At 59.9% G+C, this 21495-nt stretch carries 23 protein-coding genes; 11 read left to right on the forward strand and 12 right to left on the reverse strand.

Going from position 1 to position 21495, the window contains the following annotated elements; all coding sequences use genetic code 11:
• Positions 1-20 precede the first annotated feature (20 nt).
• Together RMR13_RS06440 and RMR13_RS06445 are read left to right on the forward strand one after the other, a co-directional pair.
• Positions 21-1424, forward strand: coding sequence for an MFS transporter (locus RMR13_RS06440; RefSeq protein ID WP_310599813.1), 1404 nt, complete (start codon positions 21-23; stop codon positions 1422-1424).
• Positions 1425-1461: 37 nt separating this feature from the next.
• A complete protein-coding gene (locus RMR13_RS06445; RefSeq protein WP_310599814.1) occupies positions 1462-2085 on the forward strand; it encodes a flavin reductase family protein in 624 nt (207 codons plus the stop codon).
• 19 nt (positions 2086-2104) lie between these two features.
• On the opposite strand, the gene rtcA is transcribed toward RMR13_RS06445, so the two are convergent.
• From rtcA to RMR13_RS06460, 3 genes are all read right to left on the reverse strand, one after another.
• Entirely contained in the window at positions 2105-3205 is a 1101-nt protein-coding gene (gene rtcA, locus RMR13_RS06450) for an RNA 3'-terminal phosphate cyclase (RefSeq protein ID WP_310599815.1), read from the reverse strand.
• Between the two features lie 144 nt (positions 3206-3349).
• Complete coding sequence (locus tag RMR13_RS06455) at positions 3350-3640, reverse strand: hypothetical protein (protein WP_310599816.1); 291 nt, start codon at positions 3638-3640, stop codon at positions 3350-3352.
• A 147-nt stretch (positions 3641-3787) separates the two neighbouring features.
• Positions 3788-4387: a hypothetical protein gene (locus RMR13_RS06460; protein ID WP_310599817.1), complete on the reverse strand. Its 600-nt coding sequence runs from the start codon at positions 4385-4387 to the stop codon at positions 3788-3790.
• 195 nt (positions 4388-4582) lie between these two features.
• Between RMR13_RS06460 and RMR13_RS06465 the strand changes: the two genes are divergently transcribed.
• From RMR13_RS06465 to RMR13_RS06475, 3 genes are all read left to right on the forward strand, one after another.
• On the forward strand, positions 4583-5026 hold the full coding sequence (locus RMR13_RS06465; RefSeq protein ID WP_310599818.1) for an Hsp20/alpha crystallin family protein: 444 nt from the start codon (positions 4583-4585) through the stop codon (positions 5024-5026).
• A 37-nt stretch (positions 5027-5063) separates the two neighbouring features.
• A complete protein-coding gene (locus RMR13_RS06470) occupies positions 5064-5447 on the forward strand; it encodes an Hsp20/alpha crystallin family protein (RefSeq protein WP_310599819.1) in 384 nt (127 codons plus the stop codon).
• A 61-nt stretch (positions 5448-5508) separates the two neighbouring features.
• Positions 5509-6075, forward strand: a complete 567-nt coding sequence (locus RMR13_RS06475) for an Hsp20/alpha crystallin family protein (protein WP_310599820.1) — start codon at positions 5509-5511, stop codon at positions 6073-6075.
• Positions 6076-6230: 155 nt separating this feature from the next.
• On the opposite strand, the gene RMR13_RS06480 is transcribed toward RMR13_RS06475, so the two are convergent.
• The 3 genes from RMR13_RS06480 to purD are packed head-to-tail and all read right to left on the reverse strand — an operon-like array spanning position 6231 to position 8976.
• Complete coding sequence (locus RMR13_RS06480; RefSeq protein WP_310599821.1) at positions 6231-6554, reverse strand: Hpt domain-containing protein; 324 nt, start codon at positions 6552-6554, stop codon at positions 6231-6233.
• Between the two features lie 17 nt (positions 6555-6571).
• Positions 6572-7207: an L-threonylcarbamoyladenylate synthase gene (locus tag RMR13_RS06485; RefSeq protein ID WP_310599822.1), complete on the reverse strand. Its 636-nt coding sequence runs from the start codon at positions 7205-7207 to the stop codon at positions 6572-6574.
• A complete protein-coding gene (gene purD, locus RMR13_RS06490; protein WP_310599823.1) occupies positions 7204-8976 on the reverse strand; it encodes a phosphoribosylamine--glycine ligase in 1773 nt (590 codons plus the stop codon). Before purD ends, RMR13_RS06485 begins: the two co-directional genes overlap by 4 nt.
• 216 nt (positions 8977-9192) lie before the next feature.
• Here purD and RMR13_RS06495 point away from each other — a divergent pair, with 216 nt between their 5' ends.
• Positions 9193-9783 carry a TetR/AcrR family transcriptional regulator gene (locus RMR13_RS06495; protein ID WP_310599824.1) on the forward strand — a complete coding sequence of 197 codons (591 nt, stop codon included), beginning with the start codon at positions 9193-9195 and terminating at the stop codon, positions 9781-9783.
• Positions 9784-9864: 81 nt separating this feature from the next.
• Here RMR13_RS06495 and greA read toward each other — a convergent pair whose 3' ends face one another.
• The 3 genes from greA to RMR13_RS06510 all read right to left on the reverse strand — a co-directional run bounded on the left by greA (position 9865) and on the right by RMR13_RS06510 (position 12729).
• Positions 9865-10347 (reverse strand): transcription elongation factor GreA, encoded by a 483-nt coding sequence (greA, locus tag RMR13_RS06500; protein WP_409070270.1) that lies wholly within the window; start codon positions 10345-10347, stop codon positions 9865-9867.
• 155 nt (positions 10348-10502) lie between these two features.
• On the reverse strand, positions 10503-11690 hold the full coding sequence (locus tag RMR13_RS06505; RefSeq protein WP_310599826.1) for a DegT/DnrJ/EryC1/StrS family aminotransferase: 1188 nt from the start codon (positions 11688-11690) through the stop codon (positions 10503-10505).
• Positions 11691-11742: 52 nt separating this feature from the next.
• Positions 11743-12729 carry an RNA polymerase factor sigma-32 gene (locus tag RMR13_RS06510; protein WP_310599827.1) on the reverse strand — a complete coding sequence of 329 codons (987 nt, stop codon included), beginning with the start codon at positions 12727-12729 and terminating at the stop codon, positions 11743-11745.
• Between the two features lie 205 nt (positions 12730-12934).
• Here RMR13_RS06510 and lepA point away from each other — a divergent pair, with 205 nt between their 5' ends.
• Complete coding sequence (gene lepA, locus RMR13_RS06515; RefSeq protein ID WP_310599828.1) at positions 12935-14728, forward strand: translation elongation factor 4; 1794 nt, start codon at positions 12935-12937, stop codon at positions 14726-14728.
• Here lepA and yihA read toward each other — a convergent pair.
• The 3 genes from yihA to hisI are packed head-to-tail and all read right to left on the reverse strand — an operon-like array spanning position 14712 to position 16691.
• A complete protein-coding gene (gene yihA, locus RMR13_RS06520) occupies positions 14712-15344 on the reverse strand; it encodes a ribosome biogenesis GTP-binding protein YihA/YsxC (RefSeq protein WP_310599829.1) in 633 nt (210 codons plus the stop codon). The genes lepA and yihA overlap by 17 nt on opposite strands.
• A gap of 38 nt (positions 15345-15382) precedes the next feature.
• Positions 15383-16255: an ATP phosphoribosyltransferase gene (gene hisG, locus RMR13_RS06525; protein ID WP_310599830.1), complete on the reverse strand. Its 873-nt coding sequence runs from the start codon at positions 16253-16255 to the stop codon at positions 15383-15385.
• Positions 16256-16304: 49 nt separating this feature from the next.
• Complete coding sequence (gene hisI, locus RMR13_RS06530; protein WP_310599831.1) at positions 16305-16691, reverse strand: phosphoribosyl-AMP cyclohydrolase; 387 nt, start codon at positions 16689-16691, stop codon at positions 16305-16307.
• Positions 16692-16906: 215 nt separating this feature from the next.
• Between hisI and RMR13_RS06535 the strand changes: the two genes are divergently transcribed.
• From RMR13_RS06535 to RMR13_RS06550, 4 genes are all read left to right on the forward strand, one after another.
• Entirely contained in the window at positions 16907-17347 is a 441-nt protein-coding gene (locus RMR13_RS06535; RefSeq protein ID WP_310599832.1) for a peptidylprolyl isomerase, read from the forward strand.
• A 279-nt stretch (positions 17348-17626) separates the two neighbouring features.
• Positions 17627-20521, forward strand: a complete 2895-nt coding sequence (locus tag RMR13_RS06540) for a chemotaxis protein CheW (RefSeq protein ID WP_310599833.1) — start codon at positions 17627-17629, stop codon at positions 20519-20521.
• A 3-nt stretch (positions 20522-20524) separates the two neighbouring features.
• Positions 20525-20959: a chemotaxis protein gene (locus tag RMR13_RS06545; protein ID WP_310599834.1), complete on the forward strand. Its 435-nt coding sequence runs from the start codon at positions 20525-20527 to the stop codon at positions 20957-20959.
• Between the two features lie 56 nt (positions 20960-21015).
• On the forward strand, positions 21016-21495 hold the full coding sequence (locus RMR13_RS06550; protein ID WP_310599835.1) for a chemotaxis protein CheW: 480 nt from the start codon (positions 21016-21018) through the stop codon (positions 21493-21495).

Consider the following 21495-nt stretch of genomic DNA (forward strand, 5'->3'; position numbering starts at 1 on the left):
ATCAGCAGCATCTCGTCGCCATGTCCACCACCGCCGCGCCATCGCCGGCAGCCGCCACCTCCTTGGAAAGGTCGGCCTTGCTGGTCGCCACCCTGACCTCCTTTCTGGGGCCGTTCATGATCTCCTCGGTCAACGTGGCCCTGCCGGCGATCCAGGCCGATCTGGACCTGACCGCCGTCCAGTTGAGCTGGGTCGCCACCTCCTACCTGCTGGCGGTGGCGGTGGTGTTGCTGCCGGCGGGCAAGATCGCCGATATCCACGGTCGCAAGAAGGTGTTCACCGCCGGCCTGGCGGTCTACACCCTGGCATCCACCATGGCGGCCTTTGCCGACAGCGCGGCCGGGCTTCTGGTCTTTCGGGCCTGCCAGGGGATCGGTGCCGGGCTGTTCGTCACCACCGGCATGGCGATTCTGACCTCCATCTTTCCGCCCCACAAAAGAGGCCGGGCCATCGGCATCTACGTGGCCGCCGTCTATGTCGGCCTGTCGGTCGGCCCTTTTGCCGGCGGCGCGCTGATTCAGCAGTTCGGCTGGCGCTCCATCTTCCTGGTCATGCTACCGCTCGGCATCGGCGCCATCGCCATCACCTTGACCTTTCTCCGGGGGGAATGGGCCGACGGACCCGGCCAGCGGCTCGACGTCGCCGGCAGCCTGATCTACTCCGTCGCCATCCTGGCCCTGGTCTACGGGGCATCGATCCTGCCGTCCACGAGCGGCGCAGCCCTGGCCGCCGCCGGCCTAGCCGGGCTGGTGCTCTTTTTCCGCCAGCAGCAGCGAACAGCGCATCCCCTGTTCGAAGTCGCCCTGTTCACCGCCAACCGGACCTTTGCCTTTTCCAGCCTCGCCGCCCTGCTCAACTATTCCTCCACCTTTGCGGTCACCTTGCTCATGAGCCTGTATCTGCAATACCTCAAGGGCATGCCGCCCCGGAACGCCGGCATGCTGCTCATGGTCCAGCCGATGGTGATGGCGCTCTTCTCGCCGGTGGCCGGCCGGCTTTCCGACCGCATCGAACCGCGCCTGCTGGCCAGCACCGGCATGGCAATCACCGTGGTGGGGATGCTGGTCTTCAGCCGCTTGCATCCCGACAGCGGCCTGGTGGGAATCGGCTGCAACCTGGTGCTGATCGGTTTCGGCTTCGCCCTGTTTTCCTCGCCGAACATGAGCGCGATCATGGGCTCGGTGGCCAAGGAGCATTACGGCCTTGCCTCGGGGGTAGTGGCCACCATGCGGCTGATGGGCCAGATGATGAGCATGGCCATTGCCATGGTGGTGCTCTCCCTGCTGGTGGGCCACGAAACCATCGGGCCTGCGAATTTCGACCGGTTTTTACAAAGCATCCGGACCGTGTTCCTCATTTCGGCCCTGCTCTGCTCGACCGGCGTCTTTTTCTCCCTCGGCCGCGGCCGCCTCAGGCAACCGTGAGTACCGGCATCAACCACCTTTCCCCCCGCACACCGCAATGAACAAAGTCGACTGGAAACCGGGCACCACCCTGTACCCCCTGCCGGCGGTCATGGTCAGCCTGGGCGAAACCCCCGAGGAATACAACATCATCACCATCGCCTGGACCGGCATCCTCTGTTCCGATCCGCCGCTCTGCTATATTTCGGTCCGGCCGGAACGCCATTCCCATGCCATCCTGACCCGCACCCGGGAATTCGTCATCAACCTCACCACCCGAAAACTGGCGCGGGCCACCGACTGGTGCGGCGTGCGCTCCGGAAGACAGTACCGTAAATTCGAAGAGATGCGTCTGACACCCGGACCGGCGGCCAAGGTCAAAGCGCCGATCGTCGTCGAGGCGCCGATCAATATCGAGTGCCGGGTCTTCGACATCAGGCCTCTGGGCACCCACGACATGTTCCTGGCCGAGGTGGTCAACGTCAAGGCCGATCAGCAGTACATCGATCCCCGCACCGGGGCCTTCGACCTGGCCGGGGCGGAACCGATCGCCTTTGCCCACGGCAAGTACTTCACCCTGGGGCGTGCGATCGGCAAATTCGGTTTTTCCGTCGAAAAAAAGCGGCCACGGAACAATTCGGGCCCAGGGGCAGCCGCAACCGGGAAGAAAAAGAGCGGGTGAGCCGAGGTCGTGGCCGTGGCTATGCCGCGCCGGGCACTTCGATTTTCCAATGCGGCATATCGTGCAACTGCTCGGCTCCAACACTTTTGCCGGTGAAAAGCCTGGTTACCGCGCAACAGGTTCGAGTGTGGAGGGTGGGGGTCTGGCAGAAGAAAAACCCGCCCCGGGCCAGCGAGAGCGGCACAATGAGCTGATCGGCGAGATAGCGGTCGGCATTGCCCCAATATTCGCGGTAATAGGCCAGGCGGGCGCAGATTTCCTCGGCAGCCTTGCGGGCACTTGTCCTGCTGGTGCCGCCGTGGGCGCTGAGCACGCGCGTTCCCGTGGCCTGGACGCCATGCCACACAATCACGTTGCCGGGGCCGTCGGCATCGGCAACGTGTTCGATACGAGGCCAGCCGCCGTGCAGATACTCGCGGGCATGTTGCCTCAGTCCTTCCGTATCGCCCGGAAAAAATCCGCCCCACAACGACGCCACAATCCGCTCGGCTTCGTATTCGGCCAGGCCGTCCGGCAGATTGGCCGCCAGGATGCGAAAGCGCCACGGAACGCTGGTTGCCGGATGATCGATTTCCCACTCCAGCCGTTGGGGCTCGGGTGCAGGCAGAATCTCCACCGTCATGCTGCCACCGCCGGCCCCGAAGCCATGACGGTCAAGGCGGACCTTCAGCCTCGGACCAAGTCGTGCCAGAATGGGCAGCAGGGTTTCGGCGAAAAATTCATAGGTCGGGGCATTGGCCGTGTGGGTGGCGCCGCGAACGGTTACCCGGCTCGGACCGGAAGCCACGAGCAGGGGCGGCAGCACGGCCTGCAATACCAGGGTGCAACTGCCCGCACCCCGGATATCGAACAGATACTCGCCCGGTTGCACCGGACCCGGCTCAAAACTGAGGCAATCGGAGTCGATCCGAACCCCTGAGCATTTGGCCCGGCAAAGAGCGGCCACGGCGTTGACGGCGCAGAGATGTTGCTTTCTGAGTCCCGGCTTGCGGCGGGACCTCCTGATTCCGACGATGGAAAACGGTTTGCCCAGCCCGGCGGACAAGGCCAGGGCCGACCGCAATACCTGGCCGCCGCCCTCCCCCATTCCCCCGTCGATATGGATGTGCTCGGTGCGCACAGGCTCACCCTGGGGCGGCGACGCCATTGCGCCAGGGCCGAACCACAGCAAGCCTTGTCCTGTTCATGCCGGGCAAGTGGGCGTGGATCGCGGAAGGACAAGACAGGCCCGCAGCCCCGACCGCAAAGCGATTTTGGCCTTTTGTCATTTATCGCAGGTGAATTTTTTGGGATCGCCGGTTTTGGTCAGGCAGGCAACCACCGCCTCCTGGACCTCCTGGCCAAGATTGCCCCGCTGCCCCATGGTGGCGACAATGGCCTTCCAGTTGGCGTCGGGCTGGTCCAGCTTGGCACAGACCTGCTGCAAGCCGTGGCAACGGGCACAGTTGGTCTGCAGGGTTTGCGGACAAGCCTGCGGGTTGTCCCGATCGGCACCGAACGCTGTTCCTCCCAAGGCAAACAGGGTGGCGGCGGCAATGAGCAGATGGTTGTTCATGGGTGTCCTCCTTGCGGGTTGAAGGGATGCGCTTTTTGACAACTGCAGCGGATGGGGGCGGAACCGCCCCAAACGGGACGGCTGAAAACGATGCGGACATAAACCGACGAGCACAAGCCCGGCACAATCCGCAACGGCCCGGTTGGCCTAGAGATAGCGTTCAAGGATCCGGCCCTGCTCGACCTGTTCGGTCAACTCCTCCATATCGGCGGCGAGCTGCGCGACCAGCGCCGCCAGGTGCCGCACCGCCGGGTCGTCTTCGCCCAGCCGATGCCGGGTGTCGGCCAACAGCGTCCGGCCTTGATCGAGCCACGTTTCCAGATCGATCAACAACCTTTGCCGCCCCTGCTGTTTTTCCTGCTCGGCACTGAGGACCGGCATCAGCCGCTGAATGGAGATTTCGACCAGCAGATCGCGCGGCAAACCGTGCACCTTGGCGACATAATCGAGGGCAAGCAGCGAGCTGCGGCTGACGACATAGGTCTTTTGTTGCCGCTGCGCCTGTACGGGCCGGTAGCTGGCTGCTCCCGAGGCGAGCCGTTCGAGAATGGTCCGATCCTCGACCAACTGGTCGAAGAGCGATTTTTGCTTGAGCCCCAGCTGGCTGGCAACCACGCTGAGCAGTTCGATCACCGGCTGCGGCAGCTTGAACGTTGCCCTAACCGACTGCCTGCCCCGGAGCATCTCGGCCGACAACCCGGCCATCGACTCGTTGTTCTGTTCACATTGATCCGTTTTCCCGCTCATGGTCCCCTCCGGATTGCGCCCGGCCTCTTCTATTACCAACACCCTATCACTTGCATTTAGTAATGCAAGCAAAAGATTACCAAAGACGTTGACACGCCTTCCATGAGGATTACAGTTTTACTCAGCGAACAACACGGCGTATTGCCGTGCCAATCACAATAGCAGAACAAGGCGTCAGCAAGGAGGGAACGAACGATGACACGTTGGCAAGACATTCACGGTATGTTGGGAGCCATGGACCTGTTCCGCAATCAGATGAACAGCCTGTTCAACGAATTCGACCGCAGCCACGGCTATGGCCAGAGCTGGGAGATTGCGGAAACCTCTCCCCGGACCAATTTGAGCGACACCGGCGACAATCTGGAGTTGATCGCCGAGTTGCCGGGCGTCAACCGGGAGGAGCTTACGGTAAAGATTCAGGGCAATTACCTTGAAATCAGCGGCTCGCGCCGGGCGGATGCGCCGGAGGGCTACACCGTGCATCGGGCCGAGCGGCCGGCCGCCACTTTTTCCCGCAGTTTCACCCTGCCGTACGAGGTGGACGCCGCCAAGGTGACGGCAACGCTCAAGGACGGGTTGTTGACCATGACCCTGCCCAAATCCGAGGCTGCCAAACCCCGGCAAATCAGCATTCAATAACGTCCGCGATCCGCACGAACGAACAGGAGGAGCCTTTATGAACGAGAATCAAGTTGTTGCCCGCAAGGAACAGCCGGCCGAATTGGTGCGGCAATTGCCCGTGATCGCACCGGCGGTGGATATCTTGGAAAACGAAAGCGAAATTTTGCTCCACGCCGATCTGCCCGGGGTGCTCAGGGACGACATCGCCATCCATATCGACAACGGCAAGATGACCCTGTCGGGCACCAGGCGCCTACGAATGACCGGCGCCGCGACCTGGCGGGAGTTCGCCGAGGTCGAATTCCGCCGTACTTTCGCGGTGCCGCAGAGCATCGATGTCGACAAGATTCATGCCGATCTGAAGGACGGCGTGTTGCGGCTGCATTTGCCCAAGTCCGAATCGGCCAAGCCCCGTCAGATCGAAATCACCGCCGGTTGAGCTGCCGCGCTCGGCGCGTACGCCGGTGCAACGTCCGTAACGCGTACCAGGAGGAACTCGTATGGAACTGAGAAAACTTGCGCCTTGGAACTGGTTCAACAAAGAGGAAGAAATCGACCACGATGTACCGGTCAAGCATCACGGTAAAAGCGGGTACGGGGCCGATCGCTACTACGACCCCACCTTTCCCATCCACCGCGACATCGACCGGCTGTTCGACCGCTTCTTCCGCGGCTTCGCGCCGGCGGACCGGGGGTTCTTCGGCCGTTCCTCCTTGGGCGAGGGGCTGCTCTTGAAACCCAGGGCCGATTTGAGCGCCACCGATGCGGAATACCAGTTGACCGTCGAAATCCCGGGCGTTGCCGACAAAGACGTGTCAATCGACATCAGCAACGGCACCATGACGGTCAAGGGAGAAAAAAGACAGGAAAAAGAAGAGAAAGAAAAAAACTACTACCGGATCGAGCGGAGCTACGGTTCGTTCCAGCGGGTGCTTTCGCTCCCCGAGGATGTCGACCAGGAGGGGATCAAGGCCCATTTCAACAACGGCGTACTGACCATTACCATGCCCCGCAAGGCCACGGCCAAGGGGGCGGTAAAGCAGATCGAAATCTCCTCTGCCGATTGAGTGCCTTTACCTTTTCCCTGGTTCGGGCTCAACGGCCGTGTGGCCGTTGAGCCTTTTTGTTGTCGACAAAACCGCCGCTGCCCCGCAGGCCGTCTCTATATCCGCCAGCTTCATGGCCTCGGCATGGCATGAACGAACAAGTGCCTTGCATGTGCCTACAGGTTGTTGAGCTGCTCCAGCAATTCACCCATGACGGCCAGCTTTTCCCTGGCCACGGCCACCGAATTGTTCCGGCCGTCCACCTCCATGTCGGCGGCCAGCCACCGGATGCCATCCAGGCCAAGGCTCGCCGACGAGCCTTTCAGGCTGTGGGCGGCCCGGACCACCGCCTCGGCGTTGCCATCCGCCACTGCCCGTTGCAACTGAAGATAATCGTCGGCCGAGGAAGTGCGAAACAGGGTCAGCAATTCTTCCAGAAGTTCCTCGTCACCGGCTGTCTGCTCCAGGGCAAATGCCTTATTCCACTGTATGTCGGCCATCCAGCCTCCATTTTTTGTTATCGTTTTTGATAAAAGTCCGCGGCAGCCTCCTGCACCGCAGCGAATGCGATCTTGCCTTCCCGAATACACCGGAGCCGATCCCGTTCCAAGCCGACCAGGGTCGATCCGCAACCGCCGGGAGTGAGCCCGCCATCGACGATCAGATCGATTTCGTCGGCAAAGGTCCTGGCCACCTCCCGGGCCGATATCGACGCCGGAAAACCGGTGATATTGGCACTGGTGGCGGTCACCGGGCCACCGAAGGCGGCGATGAGGGCCGCCGCCGTCTCGTGGGGCGATTGACGCACGCCGACGGTGTGGGTGTCTCCGGTCAGCTGCGTCGGCAGCGCAGGCAGTGCCGGGCAAACCAAGGTCAGCGGGCCGGGCCAGAAGCGCTTGATCAATCGACGATAGACCATCGGCAGCGGGCCGGTCAACCGCGGTAACTGTTCGCAGCCGGAGACCAGGACCAGAATCGGCAGATGGCGCGGCCGCCGCTTGATGGCGAACAACCGGTCAAGGGCCCGCCGATTGAAAGGGTCAACCGCCAAGCCGTAATAGGTCTCGGTCGGAAAGGCGACCACTCCGCCCGCCCGCAGCAGGTTGGCGGCATGGACCAGCCCTTCCCGGTCGGCGGCGACAGGCCAGTTCACCCGTTCAAGGCCTTGTTCTTGGCCGCAACCTCATCGGCCATCTTCCGGGCGTGCTGCTCCAGCCGCTCCTGCAGGCCGCTGTCGCCGAGCGCCAGGATGCGCACCGCCAGTACCGCCGCATTTTTGGCCCCGGCCTTGCCGATGCCCATGGTGGCGACCGGGATGCCGGGCGGCATCTGCACCGTGGACAGCAAGGCATCCAAACCGTTTAACGACGACGCATCCAACGGCACCCCGATGACGGGCAAGGTGGTATGGGCCGCCAGGACGCCGGCCAGGTGCGCGGCCATGCCCGCACCGGCGATGATCAACCGAAGACCGCGATCCCGAGCTGTTTTGGCATAGGTGCAGGCCTGCTCCGGGGTTCGATGGGCCGAGGTGATGCGCATTTCGAACTCGATGCCGACCGATTGCAGGAAATCGGCCGCGGCCTGCATCACCGGCAAATCCGAATCGCTGCCCATGACGATTCCCACCTGTGGCCGTCGGCTCGCCTCCAGCCGCGACAGCGCCCGATGGCCGATGTCTTGGCGATAATAGCATCCAGGCCAGGTAATCTCTTTGGCCGCGGCATAGGCTCGGTCGATGGCCTCGCGTATGCTGCCGCCCGTGGCCGTCACCCCCAGCACCCGGCCGCCGTTGGTCACGACCTGTCGTCCTTTCATGGCGGTACCGGCATGGAAGACCTCGACACCTTCCACCTGGGCCGCCGCCTGCAGACCGTCGATTACCTTGCCGGTTGCATACTTGCCGGGATAGCCTTCCGATGCCAACACCACGCAAACCGTCGGCCGTGGATCGATCTCCATGCGCACCCGATCAAGCGTTCCGTCGATGCATGCCTCGAAAATCTCGATCAAATCGCTTTGCAGCCGCATCAGCAGGGGTTGGCATTCGGGATCGCCGAAGCGGCAGTTGAATTCAAGCACGTTGATCCGGTCGCCGTCGATCATCAGACCGGCATAGAGCACACCTTTGTAGGGACGGCCTTCCGCCGCCATGCCGCGAACCGTCGGCAGCATCACCTCCTCCATCACCCGCGCGGCCAATGCGTCGGTGATCACCGGGGCCGGTGAATAGGCGCCCATCCCGCCGGTATTCGGGCCCTTGTCGCCGTCGAAGACGGCCTTGTGGTCCTGGGACGAAGGCAGGGGCAGCACGGTTGCACCGTCGGTAAAAGCGAGAAAGGAGGCCTCTTCGCCCTGAAGGAACTCCTCGACCACCACCAGGTTGCCGGCGGTGCCAAAGGCCTTCTCCTTCATGATCAGGTCGACCGCCTGGTCGGCCTCCTCGAGAGTTGCGGCAATGATCACCCCCTTGCCGGCGGCGAGTCCATCGGCCTTGATCACGCACGGCACACCGATGGTACGAATGAATTTCTTCGCCGCCCCCCGCTTGGCAAAGGTTTCGTAGCGGGCACTCGCTATCCCGTATTTCTTGAGAAAATCCTTGGTGAAAACCTTGCTGCCCTCGAGCACGGCGCCCTGTTGGTCAGGCCCGAAAATCCGCAGCCCGTTTTGACGAAAGAGGTCGACAATGCCCTTGGTCAGCGGCTCCTCGGGACCGACCACCGTCAGATCGATCCGTTCCTTCAAGGCAAATTCCAGCAGTGCGTCGATATCGCCGGCGCCAATATCCAGGCACCGAGCCAGGGCTTTGATGCCCGCGTTGCCGGGCGCGCAAAAAATCGCCTCCACCTTTGGGGATTGCTTCAGCTTCCAAACCAAGGCATGCTCGCGGCCGCCTCCCCCGATCACCAACACCTTCATGCTCTCCTCCTTGTTGCCTTGATGAATCCTTATCCTTCACTTTCTAATAAATCGGCCCAAGTCCCGTCCAGCAAAATTATCGGCCGCCTCACGGCCTTCCTCCCGTGCCCCGGAACAAGATATAGGCATTTTTCTTGACAATTTACCCGGTATACTGGTAGTTTCGGAATGAGGATTCATTCATTTTCTCGGCAATTGTCAGTCGCAACATATTAAATGAAATCAACGGACAAACATAGGAAGATCATCCGCGCCGCCACCAAGGTTTTCGCCAAGAAAGGCTTCTTCAACGCCCGGATCTCCGATATAGCCAAGGAAGCCAAGGTGGCCGATGGCACCATCTACCTTTACTTCAATAACAAATTCGACATTCTCCTTTCTGTTTTCGAACAGGAGATCGGCAAGCTGATCGAACATGTCAACCTGCTTCTGGAAAAGGAAGCCAGCGCCAAAACCAAGCTCGAGATCTTCATCACCAACCATCTCGAAGAGATGAAGAAAAACCGCTATCTCTCCGAAGTCATTCACATTGAGCTGCGCCAGACCACCAAGATCATCCGCGAATACAGGAAAAACACCTTCAACGAATACCTGAAGATCATTGCCTCGATCATCGAAGAAGGGCAGGCGGATGGAACCTTCCGCCCGGATATCAAACCGGACATCGCCCAACAGGTCGTGTTCGGCGCCTTGGATGAAATCTCCATATGCTGGCATACGGACAGCAACTGCCCCTACACGCCGGCCCAGGTGAGCGCCCAGCTGACCAGCCTGTTCCAGACCGGTTTACTGACACCGACGCCCTGAGCCCCTTCTTGCCCGCTCCGGCCTGGGCGATCATCCGTCTCTCCGGCCGGAGATTCCTTACATCAACGCCTTGGCTGCGGCCTAGCGAATGGTTGAGGCCTCGATGGCGATAATCTCGAATTCGCGTATCCCTCCGGGGGTCTTGGTCTTCACCTCGTCGCCCACTTCTTTGCCGAGCAGCGCCCTGCCCAAAGGCGAGAAGACCGAAATCGAGCCCTTTTTCACGTCCGCTTCCTCGGGCCCGAGCAGTTGATAGGTGGCCTCGGTTTCGGTGATCAGATCCATCAGGGTGACAACGGTGCCGAAAACGGCCCGGTTGGTGGAAACCTTGGAGCAGTCGATGAGCTCGACCCGGCTGATTTTATCCTTCAACTCGAGGATTCTCCCCTCGACCAGGCTTTGCCGCTCCTTGGCCGCATGGTATTCGGCGTTCTCGCTGAGATCGCCATGCGCCCGCGCCACTTCGATCGCCTTGACGATTTCAGGGCGCTCCACCCGTTCTAGCCGTTCCAGCTCGTCCCGAAGTTGCTGGTTTCCAGTCAAGGACATCGGGATACGTTCCACCATTGCTCATCCTCCCTTGGATGTTGTAAGTGCTGACAAGAAGAAAGCGTTGGGGATATTCCCAACGCTTTCCGGTACCACTTCTGATTATTAAAGGTTCGATCGTACGGTGCGGACCGTCCGGGCGCCGGTGCAGCGGCGCTCACGCGGCCCTATTAGCCGGCACGATAAAATCTTTTGATCGTCTCAACTACATAAACCAGTTGTTCGTCGACCAATTCGGGAAAAATGGGCAGGGCCAGGGAATTGGCCGCCGCCTGCTGCGCCACCGGGAAGGACTGCTGTTTGTAGTGTTCCGGACGGAGGCATTCCTGCTGATGCAGGCAAAGGGGATAGTAAATCTCGCATCCCACGGAATGCTCCTGGAGATATTGCCGCAGCTTGTCGCGTTCGGAGACAAGAATGACGAACTGGTTGTAAATGTGATGGTTGTGCGAATCGGCCCCTGGCAGGTCGGCATACACCGCCTGGGGCAGGGTCACTTGCCCGCCGACCAGCCCTGTATCGCGGAAGAGCTGGCGGTATCGGTCTGCATTCCGGCGTCTTGCCGCGTGCCAGTTGTCGAGATGGTCCAATTTGACCGCCAAAACCGCAGCCTGGATCGGATCGAGCCGGAAATTGCCGCCCACCCGCGAATGGTAATATTTCGGTTCGGCGCCGTGATTGCGATTGGAGAGCACGACTTCGGCAAAATGGCGATCAGAGGTGGTCAACATGCCGCCATCGCCGATACCGCCGAGATTTTTGCTGGGAAAAAAGGAAAAACAGCCACACAATCCCATTGATCCGGCCCGGTGCCAGGTCACGGCGCCGTTCTCTTCGTACGGACATTCGGCACCGATGGCCTGGGCGGCATCCTCGATCACCGGAACGCCATATTCGGCGGCCAAGGCCGTGATCCGCCGCATGTCGGCGCATTGACCATACAGGTGAACCGGAATGATTGCCTTGATCTTGCCTCCGTTCTTGCGGTCGGCCGCCAGCGCTTCCGCCACCTGCTCGGGATCGATGTTGAAGCTCGCGGGCTCGATATCGACGAACAGCGGTTGCGCTCCGACCCGCAGAATCGTGCCCATGGTGGCAAAAAAGGTGTAAGGGGTTGTCAGCACCAGGTCGCCCGGGCCTATTTCCAGCGACATCAGCGCCGCCAGCAGGGCATCGGTGCCGGAACTCAAGCCCACGCCATGCTCGGTGCCGCAATACTGGGCGATCTTCTGTTCCAGGCCGGTGACCTCGGGCCCAAGGATATACCCGGTGGAGTCAACGACCCGGGTGACGGCTTCGATAATCTGAGGACGCAGGGCGGCCAATTGCGGTTTCAAATCAAGTAACGGTACTTTCATGGGGTGAAAACAAGCTGATAAGGGGGAAGAAAATAGGAGAAAAGCGAAGCGGTCAGGAAAGCTGATTGTCTGGTCCGGCTGCGAGGATCACTCCGTCGCCGCTGAGAAAATCCTGGATGTCAGGCATTTCTTTCTCGAACTGTTTCCGCAATTTTTTCAGTAAATTAGCCTCTATCTGCCGGACACGTTCCCGGGAGATGTTGAACTCGTCGGCAATGGTTTGCAGCGTTTTGGGCTCGTCGCTCAACAACCTAGTGGTGAGGATGACCTGTTCCTTGTCGTTGAGCCGCGTGCTGAGATCGGCCAGAATAGCTGCCAGACGTTCGCGCATTTCCTGGCTGGCGACCATTTCCTCGATGCCCGGTCCATCGTGGGGCAGGAAATTTTTTTGTTCATCCTCGGAATCGCTGCGCACCGGAGCTTCCAGGGAGACGTCCCAGTTGTCCATGCGCTGCCCCATCTCGATCACTTCGCTCTCTTTGACATTCAGCCGTTCGGCCAACAACTTGACCTCGGGCTTGAATCCTTGCGATTCAAGGAATTTCTTTTCCTTGTTCAGGCTGAAGAAGAGCTTGCGTTGGGCCTGGGTGGTGCCGATCTTGACCAGCCGCCAGTTGTCCATGATGAACTTGAGGATATAGGCGCGGATCCAGTAGGCGGCATAATAGGAAAATTTGACCCCGCGATAGGGATCGAATTTCTTGGTCGCCTGGACCAAGCCCACATTCCCCTCCTGGATGAGGTCCATGAAGTTCTGCATCCAGTACTTCTGGAAATCCATGGCCACCTTGACCACCAGGCGGAGATTCGAGGAGACCAGCCGATAAGCGGCGTCGGGATCGCCGGTTTCCTGGAAGCGCATGGCCAGCGCTTCGGTTTCCTCCCGGCTGAGCAGCTCATACTGGCTGATCTCCTGGAGGTAGCGGTGCAGGGCCGGGTTGCTGAGCGCCGGCAAATTGTCGTCCTGACTGGTCAGCATCAGGGCGTGCTGCGGCTGCTCGTCAAACTCCAAATTGTCGTTTTCGCTCTGATCGCTCATGATTTTTGCCTACCGTAAGAAAACGCAACCCTGCAAGGAGAAAGGACTCGCATGCAGGGTTTTTCGGTACCAGCCTACCCGAAAACAAAAAAAAAAACACATGAATAAGTCAGGAATTGGGTGAAGAGTTTTTTTTTGTGGCAATTTATGCTAAGGATAGCGGCTTCAACCCACCCTTTCAGGCCTCATGATGTTTACGCTCCCCATGGATAAAATAAGAAATTTCAGTATAATAGCCCATATCGACCATGGCAAGTCCACCCTCGCCGACCGGATGATTCAGCTCTGCGACATCGTCACCGACCGGGAATTCAAGGACCAAATTCTCGATACCATGGACATCGAGCGGGAGCGCGGCATCACCATCAAGTCGCAGACCATCTGCCTGCCCTTTGTCGCCGAGGATGGCGCGACCTATACCCTGAATCTGGTCGACACCCCCGGCCACGTGGATTTCAGCTACGAGGTTTCCCGCGCCCTTGCCTCATGCGAAGGCGCCCTGCTGCTGATCGACGCGGCCCAGGGGATCGAAGCCCAGACCCTGGCCAATCTCTATCTGGCCATGGAGAACGACCTGGAAGTCATCCCGGTGATCAACAAGATCGATTTGCCGGCGGCCGAACCGGAAAAGGTCGCCGCCCAGATCGAGGAAGATCTGGGGCTTGACGGCGACACCGTCCAGATGTGTTCCGCCAAGACCGGCCAGGGCGTACGCGAGTTGCTCAATGCCGTGGCCCGGCTGCTGCCGCCCCCCAAGGGCGATCCGGGCAAGCCGCTGGAAGCGTTGATCTTCGATGCCCAATACGACCCCTATCGCGGCACGGTCATCTCGGTCCGGATTATCAACGGCACGATCAAAACCGGCGACCAGATCGTGTTCATGTCCAACGGCGCCGAGTACCGGGTCGAGGAACTGGGCATTTTCCGCCTGCGCCGCGAGCCGCGGCCGCAACTTTCCGCCGGCGAGGTCGGCTACATCGTCGCCGGGGTAAAAACCGTCTCCGATACCCGGCCCGGCGACACCGTCACCCTCAAGGAGCGTCCCTGCCCGGCCCCCCTGCCCGGCTTCAAGGAGGTGCAACAGGTCGTTTTCTCCTCGCTGTACCCGATCTCCACCGACGAGTACGAGGACCTGGCCGCCGCCTTGGAAAAACTGAAACTCAACGACGCCGCCCTCACCTTCCAGAAGGACTCCTCGGCGGCGCTCGGCTTCGGCTTTCGCTGCGGGTTCCTCGGCCTACTCCACCTCGAAGTGGTCCAGGAACGGTTGGAGCGCGAGTTCGACATCAACCTGATCCTGACCGTGCCCACGGTCAAATACAAATTCTATCTCCAGAACAAGACCATGCTCGAGGTCGACAACCCCTCTTATTTCCCCGACCCCAGCACCATCGCCCGGGTCGAGGAGCCCTTTATCAAGGCGACCATCCACATCCCGGAACGGTACATGGGCGTGGTCATGACCCTGTGCATGGAACGGCGGGGCGAAAACACCAAATACCACTACCCCATGCCCGGCCGCATCGAGTTCATCTGCGAGCTGCCGCTGGCCGAGGTGATCTACGATTTTTACGACAGGCTCAAGTCGGTGACCCAAGGCTACGGCTCGTTCGACTACGAACTGATCGACTACCGCCCCAGCGACCTGATCAAGCTCGACATCCTGGTGAACGGCGAGCAGGTCGATGCCCTCTCCCAACTCACCCATAGGAACAAGGCCAGGGAACGCGGCCTGAAGGCCTGCGAGCGGCTGAAAGAGGAGATCCCCCGCCAGATGTTCAAGATCGCCATCCAGGCGGCCATCGGCAGCACCATCGTTGCCCGGGAGACCATCTCGGCCCTGCGCAAGGACGTTACCGCCAAATGTTATGGCGGCGACATCTCCCGCAAGCGGAAATTATTGGAAAAACAGAAGGAAGGGAAGAAGCGGATGAAGACCGTGGGCAATGTCGACATTCCCCAGCGAGCCTTTCTCGCGGTGCTTAAATCGGATCAATAGCCGGCGAGGTTCCGGCATAACGTGCGGCGTAGGCCCCTTGGACAAAGGTGGCCAGCCGCTGGCGCAGGGCCTCCACCCCCAGCCCGGTCCGGGCGGAAAACAAGAGGCGCTCGCCGGCGTTCAAGGTCAGGCCGGCATCCAGGGCGGCGGCGTTTTTTTCCTGCTGGTTGCGGGACAGCTTGTCCGCCTTGGTGTAGATCGGCAGCATGGGCTTGCCCAGATAACGCAGCCAGTCGATCAGTTCGCGGTCCAAGGTCTTGAGTTCATGCCGCAGATCGATGATCACCACCACGCAGGCCAGGGTGGTCCGGGTTTCGATGTAGTCGGTGATCAGGCCCCGCCATTCCTGCCGCACTTGCTGCGACACCCGGGCAAAGCCGTATCCGGGCAGATCGACCAGATACAGGCACTCATCCACCAAAAAATAGTTGAGACTTTGGGTCTTGCCCGGCTTGGCGCTGGTCTTGACCAGATTGGTGCGGCCGACCAGCCGGTTGATCAGGCTCGACTTGCCGACGTTGGAACGGCCGGCAAAGGCGATTTCCGCATGCTCCGGCGGCGGCAGTTGCCGGCTGGCATGGGCTGAGAGGAGAAACTGCGTCTTGTTGAACTCCATGTTCTTCTCCTCTAAGCCCGCGGGCAGCCGCTTGCCGTTCAGATGACCTTGTTCAGGGAATACTCGATGATGCCTTCCGCGCCGGCCTTCTTCAGTTTCGGCACCAAATCGCGCACCTGATGTTGGGAGATGACCGTCTCCACCGAAAACCACTCCTGCTTGTACAGTTGGGCCACGGTCGGGGCATTTAGGCTGGGCAGCATGGTAATCACCGAGTCCAGCTGTTCCTTGGCAACGTTCATCTTCAGGCCGACGATCCGGTCCGCCCGCAGGGCGCCCCGCAGCAGCATGGCGATGTTTTCAATCTTCTCGCGTTTCCACGGATCGGCCATGGCGGCTTTGCTGGCGATCAGCTGGGTATTGGATTGCATCAGTTCGTGGATGACCCGCAAGCCGTGGGCCCGGATGGTCGATTCGGTCTCGGTGACCTCGACGATGGCGTCGGCCAGGCCGGACACCGCCTTGGCTTCGGTCGCGCCCCAGGAAAAGGTGATCTCCACCGCCAGCCCGCGCTGTTCGAAAAATTTACGGGTGACGTTCACCAACTCGGTGGAGATGCGCTTGCCGTCCAGCTGTTCGACCCTGGTGATATTCGAATCGCCGGGCACGGCGATCACCCAGCGGGTGGGCTTCCTGCTGACCTTTGAATACACCAGGTCGGCGACGATTTCGACATCCGACTCGTTCTCCAGGGTCCAGTCCTTGCCGGTGATACCGGCGTCGAGCATGCCGGATTCCACATAGCGCGACATCTCCTGCGGCCGGCAGATCGAGCAGGACAACTCGGGATCGTCGACTTCGGGGAAATAGTTGCGCGAGGCCAGTTTGATCTGCCAGCCCGACTTGGCGAACAAGGCGATGGTGGCGTCTTCCAGGCTGCCTTTCGGAATACCCAATTTCAACAAATTCATATTGTTACCTGTTCAATCAATGGTTCGTCTTACATGGATCGCGAAGCTGTCATTTGGTGCCGTACACCGCGGCCGGATCAAAAACGCGCTCCTGTTCGCACACGGTCAGGCTGTCGCCCTCCACCTTGCGGTAAAAGCAGCTGCGGTATCCGGTATGGCACGCCGCGCCGCCCAACTGCTCGACTTTGTACACCACCGTGTCCTGGTCGCAATCAACCAGGATCTCCTTGATGAGCTGCACGTTGCCGGAGGTTTCGCCTTTCAGCCACAGGCTGGAGCGGGAGCGGCTCCAATAATGGGCCTTGCCGGTTGCCAGGGTTTTTTCCCAGGCCAGACGGTTGATGTAGGCCAGCATGAGCACTTCGCCCGTCTCGAAATCCTGGACAACGGCGGGCAAAAGACCATCGGCAGCCTTGGCAAAATTCAGTTCAATCATGGTGTTCCTGTGCAAGCAAGAATGAAGCCCTGGGCACGGGGTGGCGTTTCCTGCCCCGTTTTTGGCATGGCATATGTGGGGTTTGCACATTTATGCCTTCACAGCCGCTTTGTCAAGTCTTCATCATCTTACCGGGATTCTTGTCAAACGGTTGCGCAGCGACTATAGTGGCCCCACTTTTTTTAAATAACGTCTCATCCGCGAGGATTGTTTCCATGTGCCCTGTCCAGCTTTTTGATGTCGTCTCGGTCAGCTATACCGCCACCCTGCCATCCGGAGAAGTTATCGATGCCAGTCCGGAAGGCAAGCCGCTCACCCTGGCCATCGGCTCGGGCCGGATTCTCAGGGCAGTCGAAGCATCCTTGCTGGGCATGGAACCCGGACAAACCAAGACCGTGCACATCCAACCCGAGGATGCCTTCGGCCCCTATCATCAGGGGCTGGTGCAGGAAGTCCCCCGCAAGGTTTTCGCCGGCCGTATCGATCCCGCGCCCGGCATGGTTCTCTCGCTCAACCTGGAAAAAGAAGGCGCCAACCACCAGGTTCCGGCCACGGTCCTTGCCGCCGGCAAGGAATCGGTGACAATCGACTACAACCATCCCCTGGCCGGAAGAGTCGTTACCTACACTGTGACCCTGCACGCCATCGGGAACTGACCCCGCTTTTTTTAGTCCTTCCCTCCGCCCCCCTCCCCTGACGCGGGCAAAGGCGCTTCGTCTTTTTCCGTCGCCTGTTTTTCCGTGCCGACGGAACTCGAGCCGGATCTGCGTTCATTCCTTCACTCTTGCCGCCCCCACCATCCAAAAATCTCTGTACAATCACTTTCGGACACGTACAATACTTTTGAGTCCAGTATTCCCAATGGTTTCAAGGCAAAAACAACCAGGGATCGCTTCGGGCCGAACACACTTTCATTGCTGTAAGGGAGCACGGATATGTCTATCGAAGATGATGAAATATTACAAGGATTTGTAGAAGAATCCCTTGAACATTTGGCCGATATCGAAAACGATCTGCTCGCCATCGAGGAAGGCGGCGCCGACATCGATGTCGAACTGGTCAACAAGGTTTTCCGGGCGGCCCATTCCATCAAAGGAGGTGCCGGCTTCATGGGCCTGACCGTCATTCAGGATCTGGCGCATGCCGCGGAAAATGTGCTGGGACTGATTCGCAGCGGCAAGCTGGTCCCCACCCCCAATATCGTCAATGTCCTGCTTCTGGCCGCCGATGAGCTGCAAAATTTGATCGAGGATGTCGGCAACAGCAACACGGTCGATATCACCAGCCACACCACGGCCTTGAATACGATCTTCGAAGGCGGCGAAGCCCCGGTTGCAGCCGCCAAAAAAGCTCCCCAGCCGGAACGCGCCGCACCGGCACCCGCCAAGCCGAACGAAATCGCGCCGCCGGCACCGGAGGCGGTTGAGGAAGTCCAGGCGGAAGCGCCGGCCGAAGTCGAGGAGGAAGCGGAAACGATGGACGAGCACGACGTCGAGGCCGAGCACGAAACAGACCACGAAAGTGATCAGGAGGCGGTCGCCTCGGAGGCCACGGCCGGAACGAAAACACGCCGTTCCTCCGGCGGCGCGCAAAAGACGGATACCACCATCCGGGTGACGGTCAGCCTGCTCGACCAGCTGATGAACCTGGCAGGCGAGCTGGTGCTTTCCCGCAACCAGCTCCTGCAGACCATCACTTCCGGCGATGTGCGCAATGCCGAGGCCGTGGGCCAACGCATCGATCTGGTAACCTCGGAGCTCCAGGAAGCCATCATGCTCACCCGCATGCAGCCCATCGGCAACGTGTTCAACAAATTTCCGCGGGTGGTCCGCGATCTCTCCAAAAAACTTGGCAAGCAGATCGACCTGACCATTGTCGGCAAGGACGTCGAACTCGACAAGACCATCATCGAGGCGATCAACGATCCGCTCACCCATCTCATCCGCAATTCCGTCGACCACGGCGTCGAGACGCCCAGCGATCGCCTCAAGAAAGGAAAGGATGCCAAGGGGTTGATCGTCCTGAAGGCATACCATGCCGCCGGCCAGGTGGTGATCGAGATCAGCGACGACGGCAAGGGCCTGGATGGCGAGGTGATCGCGGAAGCGGCGGTCAAGAAAGGGTTAATCACCGCCGATCAGGCCAAGGTCATGTCGGAAAAGGAACGGATCAACCTCATCTTGCTTCCCGGTTTTTCCACGGCCAAAAAAGTCACCGACGTTTCCGGCCGGGGCGTGGGCATGGACGTGGTCAAGACCAATCTCGACCAATTGGGCGGTTCCATCGAAATGGACTCCGAGGTCGGCAAGAGCACGACCATCAGCATCAAGCTGCCCCTGACACTGGCCATTATTCCTTGCCAGATCGTCATGACCGACGGCGAGCGCTACGCCATCCCCCAGGTGAACCTGGAGGAGTTGCTCCGCATTCCGGCGGCCAAGGTCGTGGAACGGGTGGAACGGGTCGGCGATGCCGAAGTGGTGCGTCTGCGCGGCAATCTATTGCCGCTGATCCGCATGTCCGACGTTTTCGGCATCACTCCCACCTACTACGATCCGGTCCAGGACGAAACCCTGCCCGATCAACGCCAGAACATTGCCGACCGAAGATCCAAATCCAGCCCGCTTTTCCGGGACGAGAACGCGCCCGTTGCCGAGCCGAAAGTTCACGCCGGCCAGGACCGCTCGGTTGCAGAGCGGCGCCAGAGTGCCTCCAGCGCGCTGAACATTGTGGTGGTCTCGACCGGAGCCATGAAATACGGCCTGATCGTCGACCGGCTACACGATTCCGAGGAAATCGTCATCAAGCCGCTGGGGCGCCATTTGCAACAGTGCCAGGGGTACGCTGGCGCCACCATCATGGGGGATGGCCGCATCGCCTTGATTCTCGATGTTTCCAACATCGCCCGGATGGCCGGACTCACCTCGCTCGACGGCTCCGAACGGGCGGCCGAACTCGCCGACGCCGCCAAGGAAGCGATCACAAAATCCCGCGACAAGCAATCGCTACTCACCTTTTCCAGTTCGATCCACGAGCATTTCGGGGTGCCGCTCAATCAAGTGGAACGGGTGGAAAAAATCAAGCGCAAGGATATCGAGGAAGTGGGCGGCCGGCGGGTCATGCAATACCGTGGCGGCAGCCTGCCCCTGATCAGCATCGACGAGGTGGCCTCGGTCATGCCGCTGGACGACCGGGACGATTTGCTGGTCATCGTGTTCCATCTGGCCGGCAAAGATGTCGGCCTGCTGGCCATCGGCCCCATCGACGCCATTGAGATCAGCGCCGACATCGACGACATTACCCTCAGGCAACAGGGGATCATGGGCTCGGCCATTATCGGCGGCCGCACGACCATGCTGGTCGATATCTTCGAAATCATGAAAATTTCCAACCCGCAGTGGTTCGAGGACCATGCCGCCTACGCCGAAATACAGATCGACGAGGCCCAGGCACCGACCATCCTGATCGTCGAAGACTCGAATTTCTTCCGCCATCAGGTCAAGGGATACATGGAGGAGGCTGGCTTTAACGTGGTCGAGGCCGAGGACGGCCTGGTTGCCTGGAATATCCTTGGACAGCAGGGCGATGAAATCACCATGGTGGTGACCGACATCGAGATGCCCAACATGGACGGCTTCATCCTGACCGAAAAAATCAAGGGCGACAAACGATTTGCGCATCTGCCGGTCATCGCCCTGACCACCCTGGCGGCGGACGAGGACATTGCCCGCGGCAAGGCGGTCGGAGTGGATGAATACCACATCAAGCTGGACAAGGAACGATTGATGGCAAGTGTGCACCGGTACGCCAAGGAAGCAATGGCCGCCTGAACAGTGCCCGAATTCCCTCAAACCGTACAACAGATCACCGTCAGGCAAACCGCGCTTGCCACCGGTGTAATCAGGAACAGGGTCGATTCCATCCAGGATTCCACCGATGCAACGGTGCGGCAAATTCAACAGATCACCCGGGTAATCGACGAAATCAACTCCATCGTCGGGGCAATCTTCACCGAGGTGGGCGAGCAGTCGGCCACCACCAATGAAATTGCCGGGAACATCAACCAAGCCTCCAGCGGCATACTTGAGGTCACCGAAAACGTGGCCCAGGTCTCTGCGGTATCGGGGAGCGTGGCCCAGGATATCGCCGAGGTCAGCCATTCTTCCGATTCGATTTCCCAGGAGAGCGCCAGGGTCAAGTCGAACGCGACCGAACTGGCCGCCATGGCGGAGCAGTTACAGCAACTCGTGCAGCATTTCAAGGTCTGACAGCCCGGATCGCTGCTGCGCTTACGGATATTTTTTCAAGCAAGTTGGAGAAACGCATGGCTGAATCAAGCAAAGAGACGAAAACCACCATTGAACTTGCCACCTTTTATGTGGGTCACGCCCTGTGCGGCATGGATATCCTCAAGATCCAGGAAATCAATAAGCTCATGGAAATGACCAAGGTGCCCCAAGCGCCGGACTACATGGTCGGCATTCTCAATCTGCGGGGCCAGATTGTCACCATCATCGACCTCGGCCAGAAACTCGGGCTGGGCCGAGTGGAAATCAGCAGCGATTCACGCAATATCATCATCAATGCCCCGGGAGAACATGTCGGCCTGCTGGTTTCGAAAATCAGCGACGTCATCATGGCCGATCCGGACCGGATCGAACCCGCCCCCGCCAACATGAGCGGTGTCCAGGGTTCCTTTTTCACCGGTGTCTACAAAACCGAAAACAAACTGATCGGGATTCTCGACGTCAAAGAGGTGCTTCGCCTCGAATCGGACAATCTCGGCCGGGGACTTGAGCGTTAA

The sequence above is a fragment of the Desulfobulbus sp. genome, assembly GCF_031547805.1.
GTDB lineage: Bacteria > Desulfobacterota > Desulfobulbia > Desulfobulbales > Desulfobulbaceae > Desulfobulbus.

What these genes read in the sequence shown, in the direction of transcription:
- RMR13_RS06510 (WP_310599827.1), bottom strand. Translation starts at nt 12,729, where the DNA reads ATGAGCGATCAGAGCGAAAACGACAATTTGGAGTTTGACGAGCAGCCG.
- RMR13_RS06535 (WP_310599832.1), top strand. Translation starts at nt 16,907, where the DNA reads ATGTGCCCTGTCCAGCTTTTTGATGTCGTCTCGGTCAGCTATACCGCC.
- RMR13_RS06445 (WP_310599814.1), top strand. Translation starts at nt 1,462, where the DNA reads ATGAACAAAGTCGACTGGAAACCGGGCACCACCCTGTACCCCCTGCCG.
- RMR13_RS06460 (WP_310599817.1), bottom strand. Translation starts at nt 4,387, where the DNA reads ATGAGCGGGAAAACGGATCAATGTGAACAGAACAACGAGTCGATGGCC.
- RMR13_RS06550 (WP_310599835.1), top strand. Translation starts at nt 21,016, where the DNA reads ATGGCTGAATCAAGCAAAGAGACGAAAACCACCATTGAACTTGCCACC.
- RMR13_RS06475 (WP_310599820.1), top strand. Translation starts at nt 5,509, where the DNA reads ATGGAACTGAGAAAACTTGCGCCTTGGAACTGGTTCAACAAAGAGGAA.
- hisG (WP_310599830.1), bottom strand. Translation starts at nt 16,255, where the DNA reads ATGAATTTGTTGAAATTGGGTATTCCGAAAGGCAGCCTGGAAGACGCC.
- lepA (WP_310599828.1), top strand. Translation starts at nt 12,935, where the DNA reads ATGGATAAAATAAGAAATTTCAGTATAATAGCCCATATCGACCATGGC.
- RMR13_RS06480 (WP_310599821.1), bottom strand. Translation starts at nt 6,554, where the DNA reads ATGGCCGACATACAGTGGAATAAGGCATTTGCCCTGGAGCAGACAGCC.
- RMR13_RS06455 (WP_310599816.1), bottom strand. Translation starts at nt 3,640, where the DNA reads ATGAACAACCATCTGCTCATTGCCGCCGCCACCCTGTTTGCCTTGGGA.
- RMR13_RS06540 (WP_310599833.1), top strand. Translation starts at nt 17,627, where the DNA reads ATGTCTATCGAAGATGATGAAATATTACAAGGATTTGTAGAAGAATCC.
- RMR13_RS06505 (WP_310599826.1), bottom strand. Translation starts at nt 11,690, where the DNA reads ATGAAAGTACCGTTACTTGATTTGAAACCGCAATTGGCCGCCCTGCGT.
- RMR13_RS06440 (WP_310599813.1), top strand. Translation starts at nt 21, where the DNA reads ATGTCCACCACCGCCGCGCCATCGCCGGCAGCCGCCACCTCCTTGGAA.
- RMR13_RS06465 (WP_310599818.1), top strand. Translation starts at nt 4,583, where the DNA reads ATGACACGTTGGCAAGACATTCACGGTATGTTGGGAGCCATGGACCTG.
- yihA (WP_310599829.1), bottom strand. Translation starts at nt 15,344, where the DNA reads ATGGAGTTCAACAAGACGCAGTTTCTCCTCTCAGCCCATGCCAGCCGG.
- RMR13_RS06495 (WP_310599824.1), top strand. Translation starts at nt 9,193, where the DNA reads ATGAAATCAACGGACAAACATAGGAAGATCATCCGCGCCGCCACCAAG.
- RMR13_RS06470 (WP_310599819.1), top strand. Translation starts at nt 5,064, where the DNA reads ATGAACGAGAATCAAGTTGTTGCCCGCAAGGAACAGCCGGCCGAATTG.
- purD (WP_310599823.1), bottom strand. Translation starts at nt 8,976, where the DNA reads ATGAAGGTGTTGGTGATCGGGGGAGGCGGCCGCGAGCATGCCTTGGTT.
- hisI (WP_310599831.1), bottom strand. Translation starts at nt 16,691, where the DNA reads ATGATTGAACTGAATTTTGCCAAGGCTGCCGATGGTCTTTTGCCCGCC.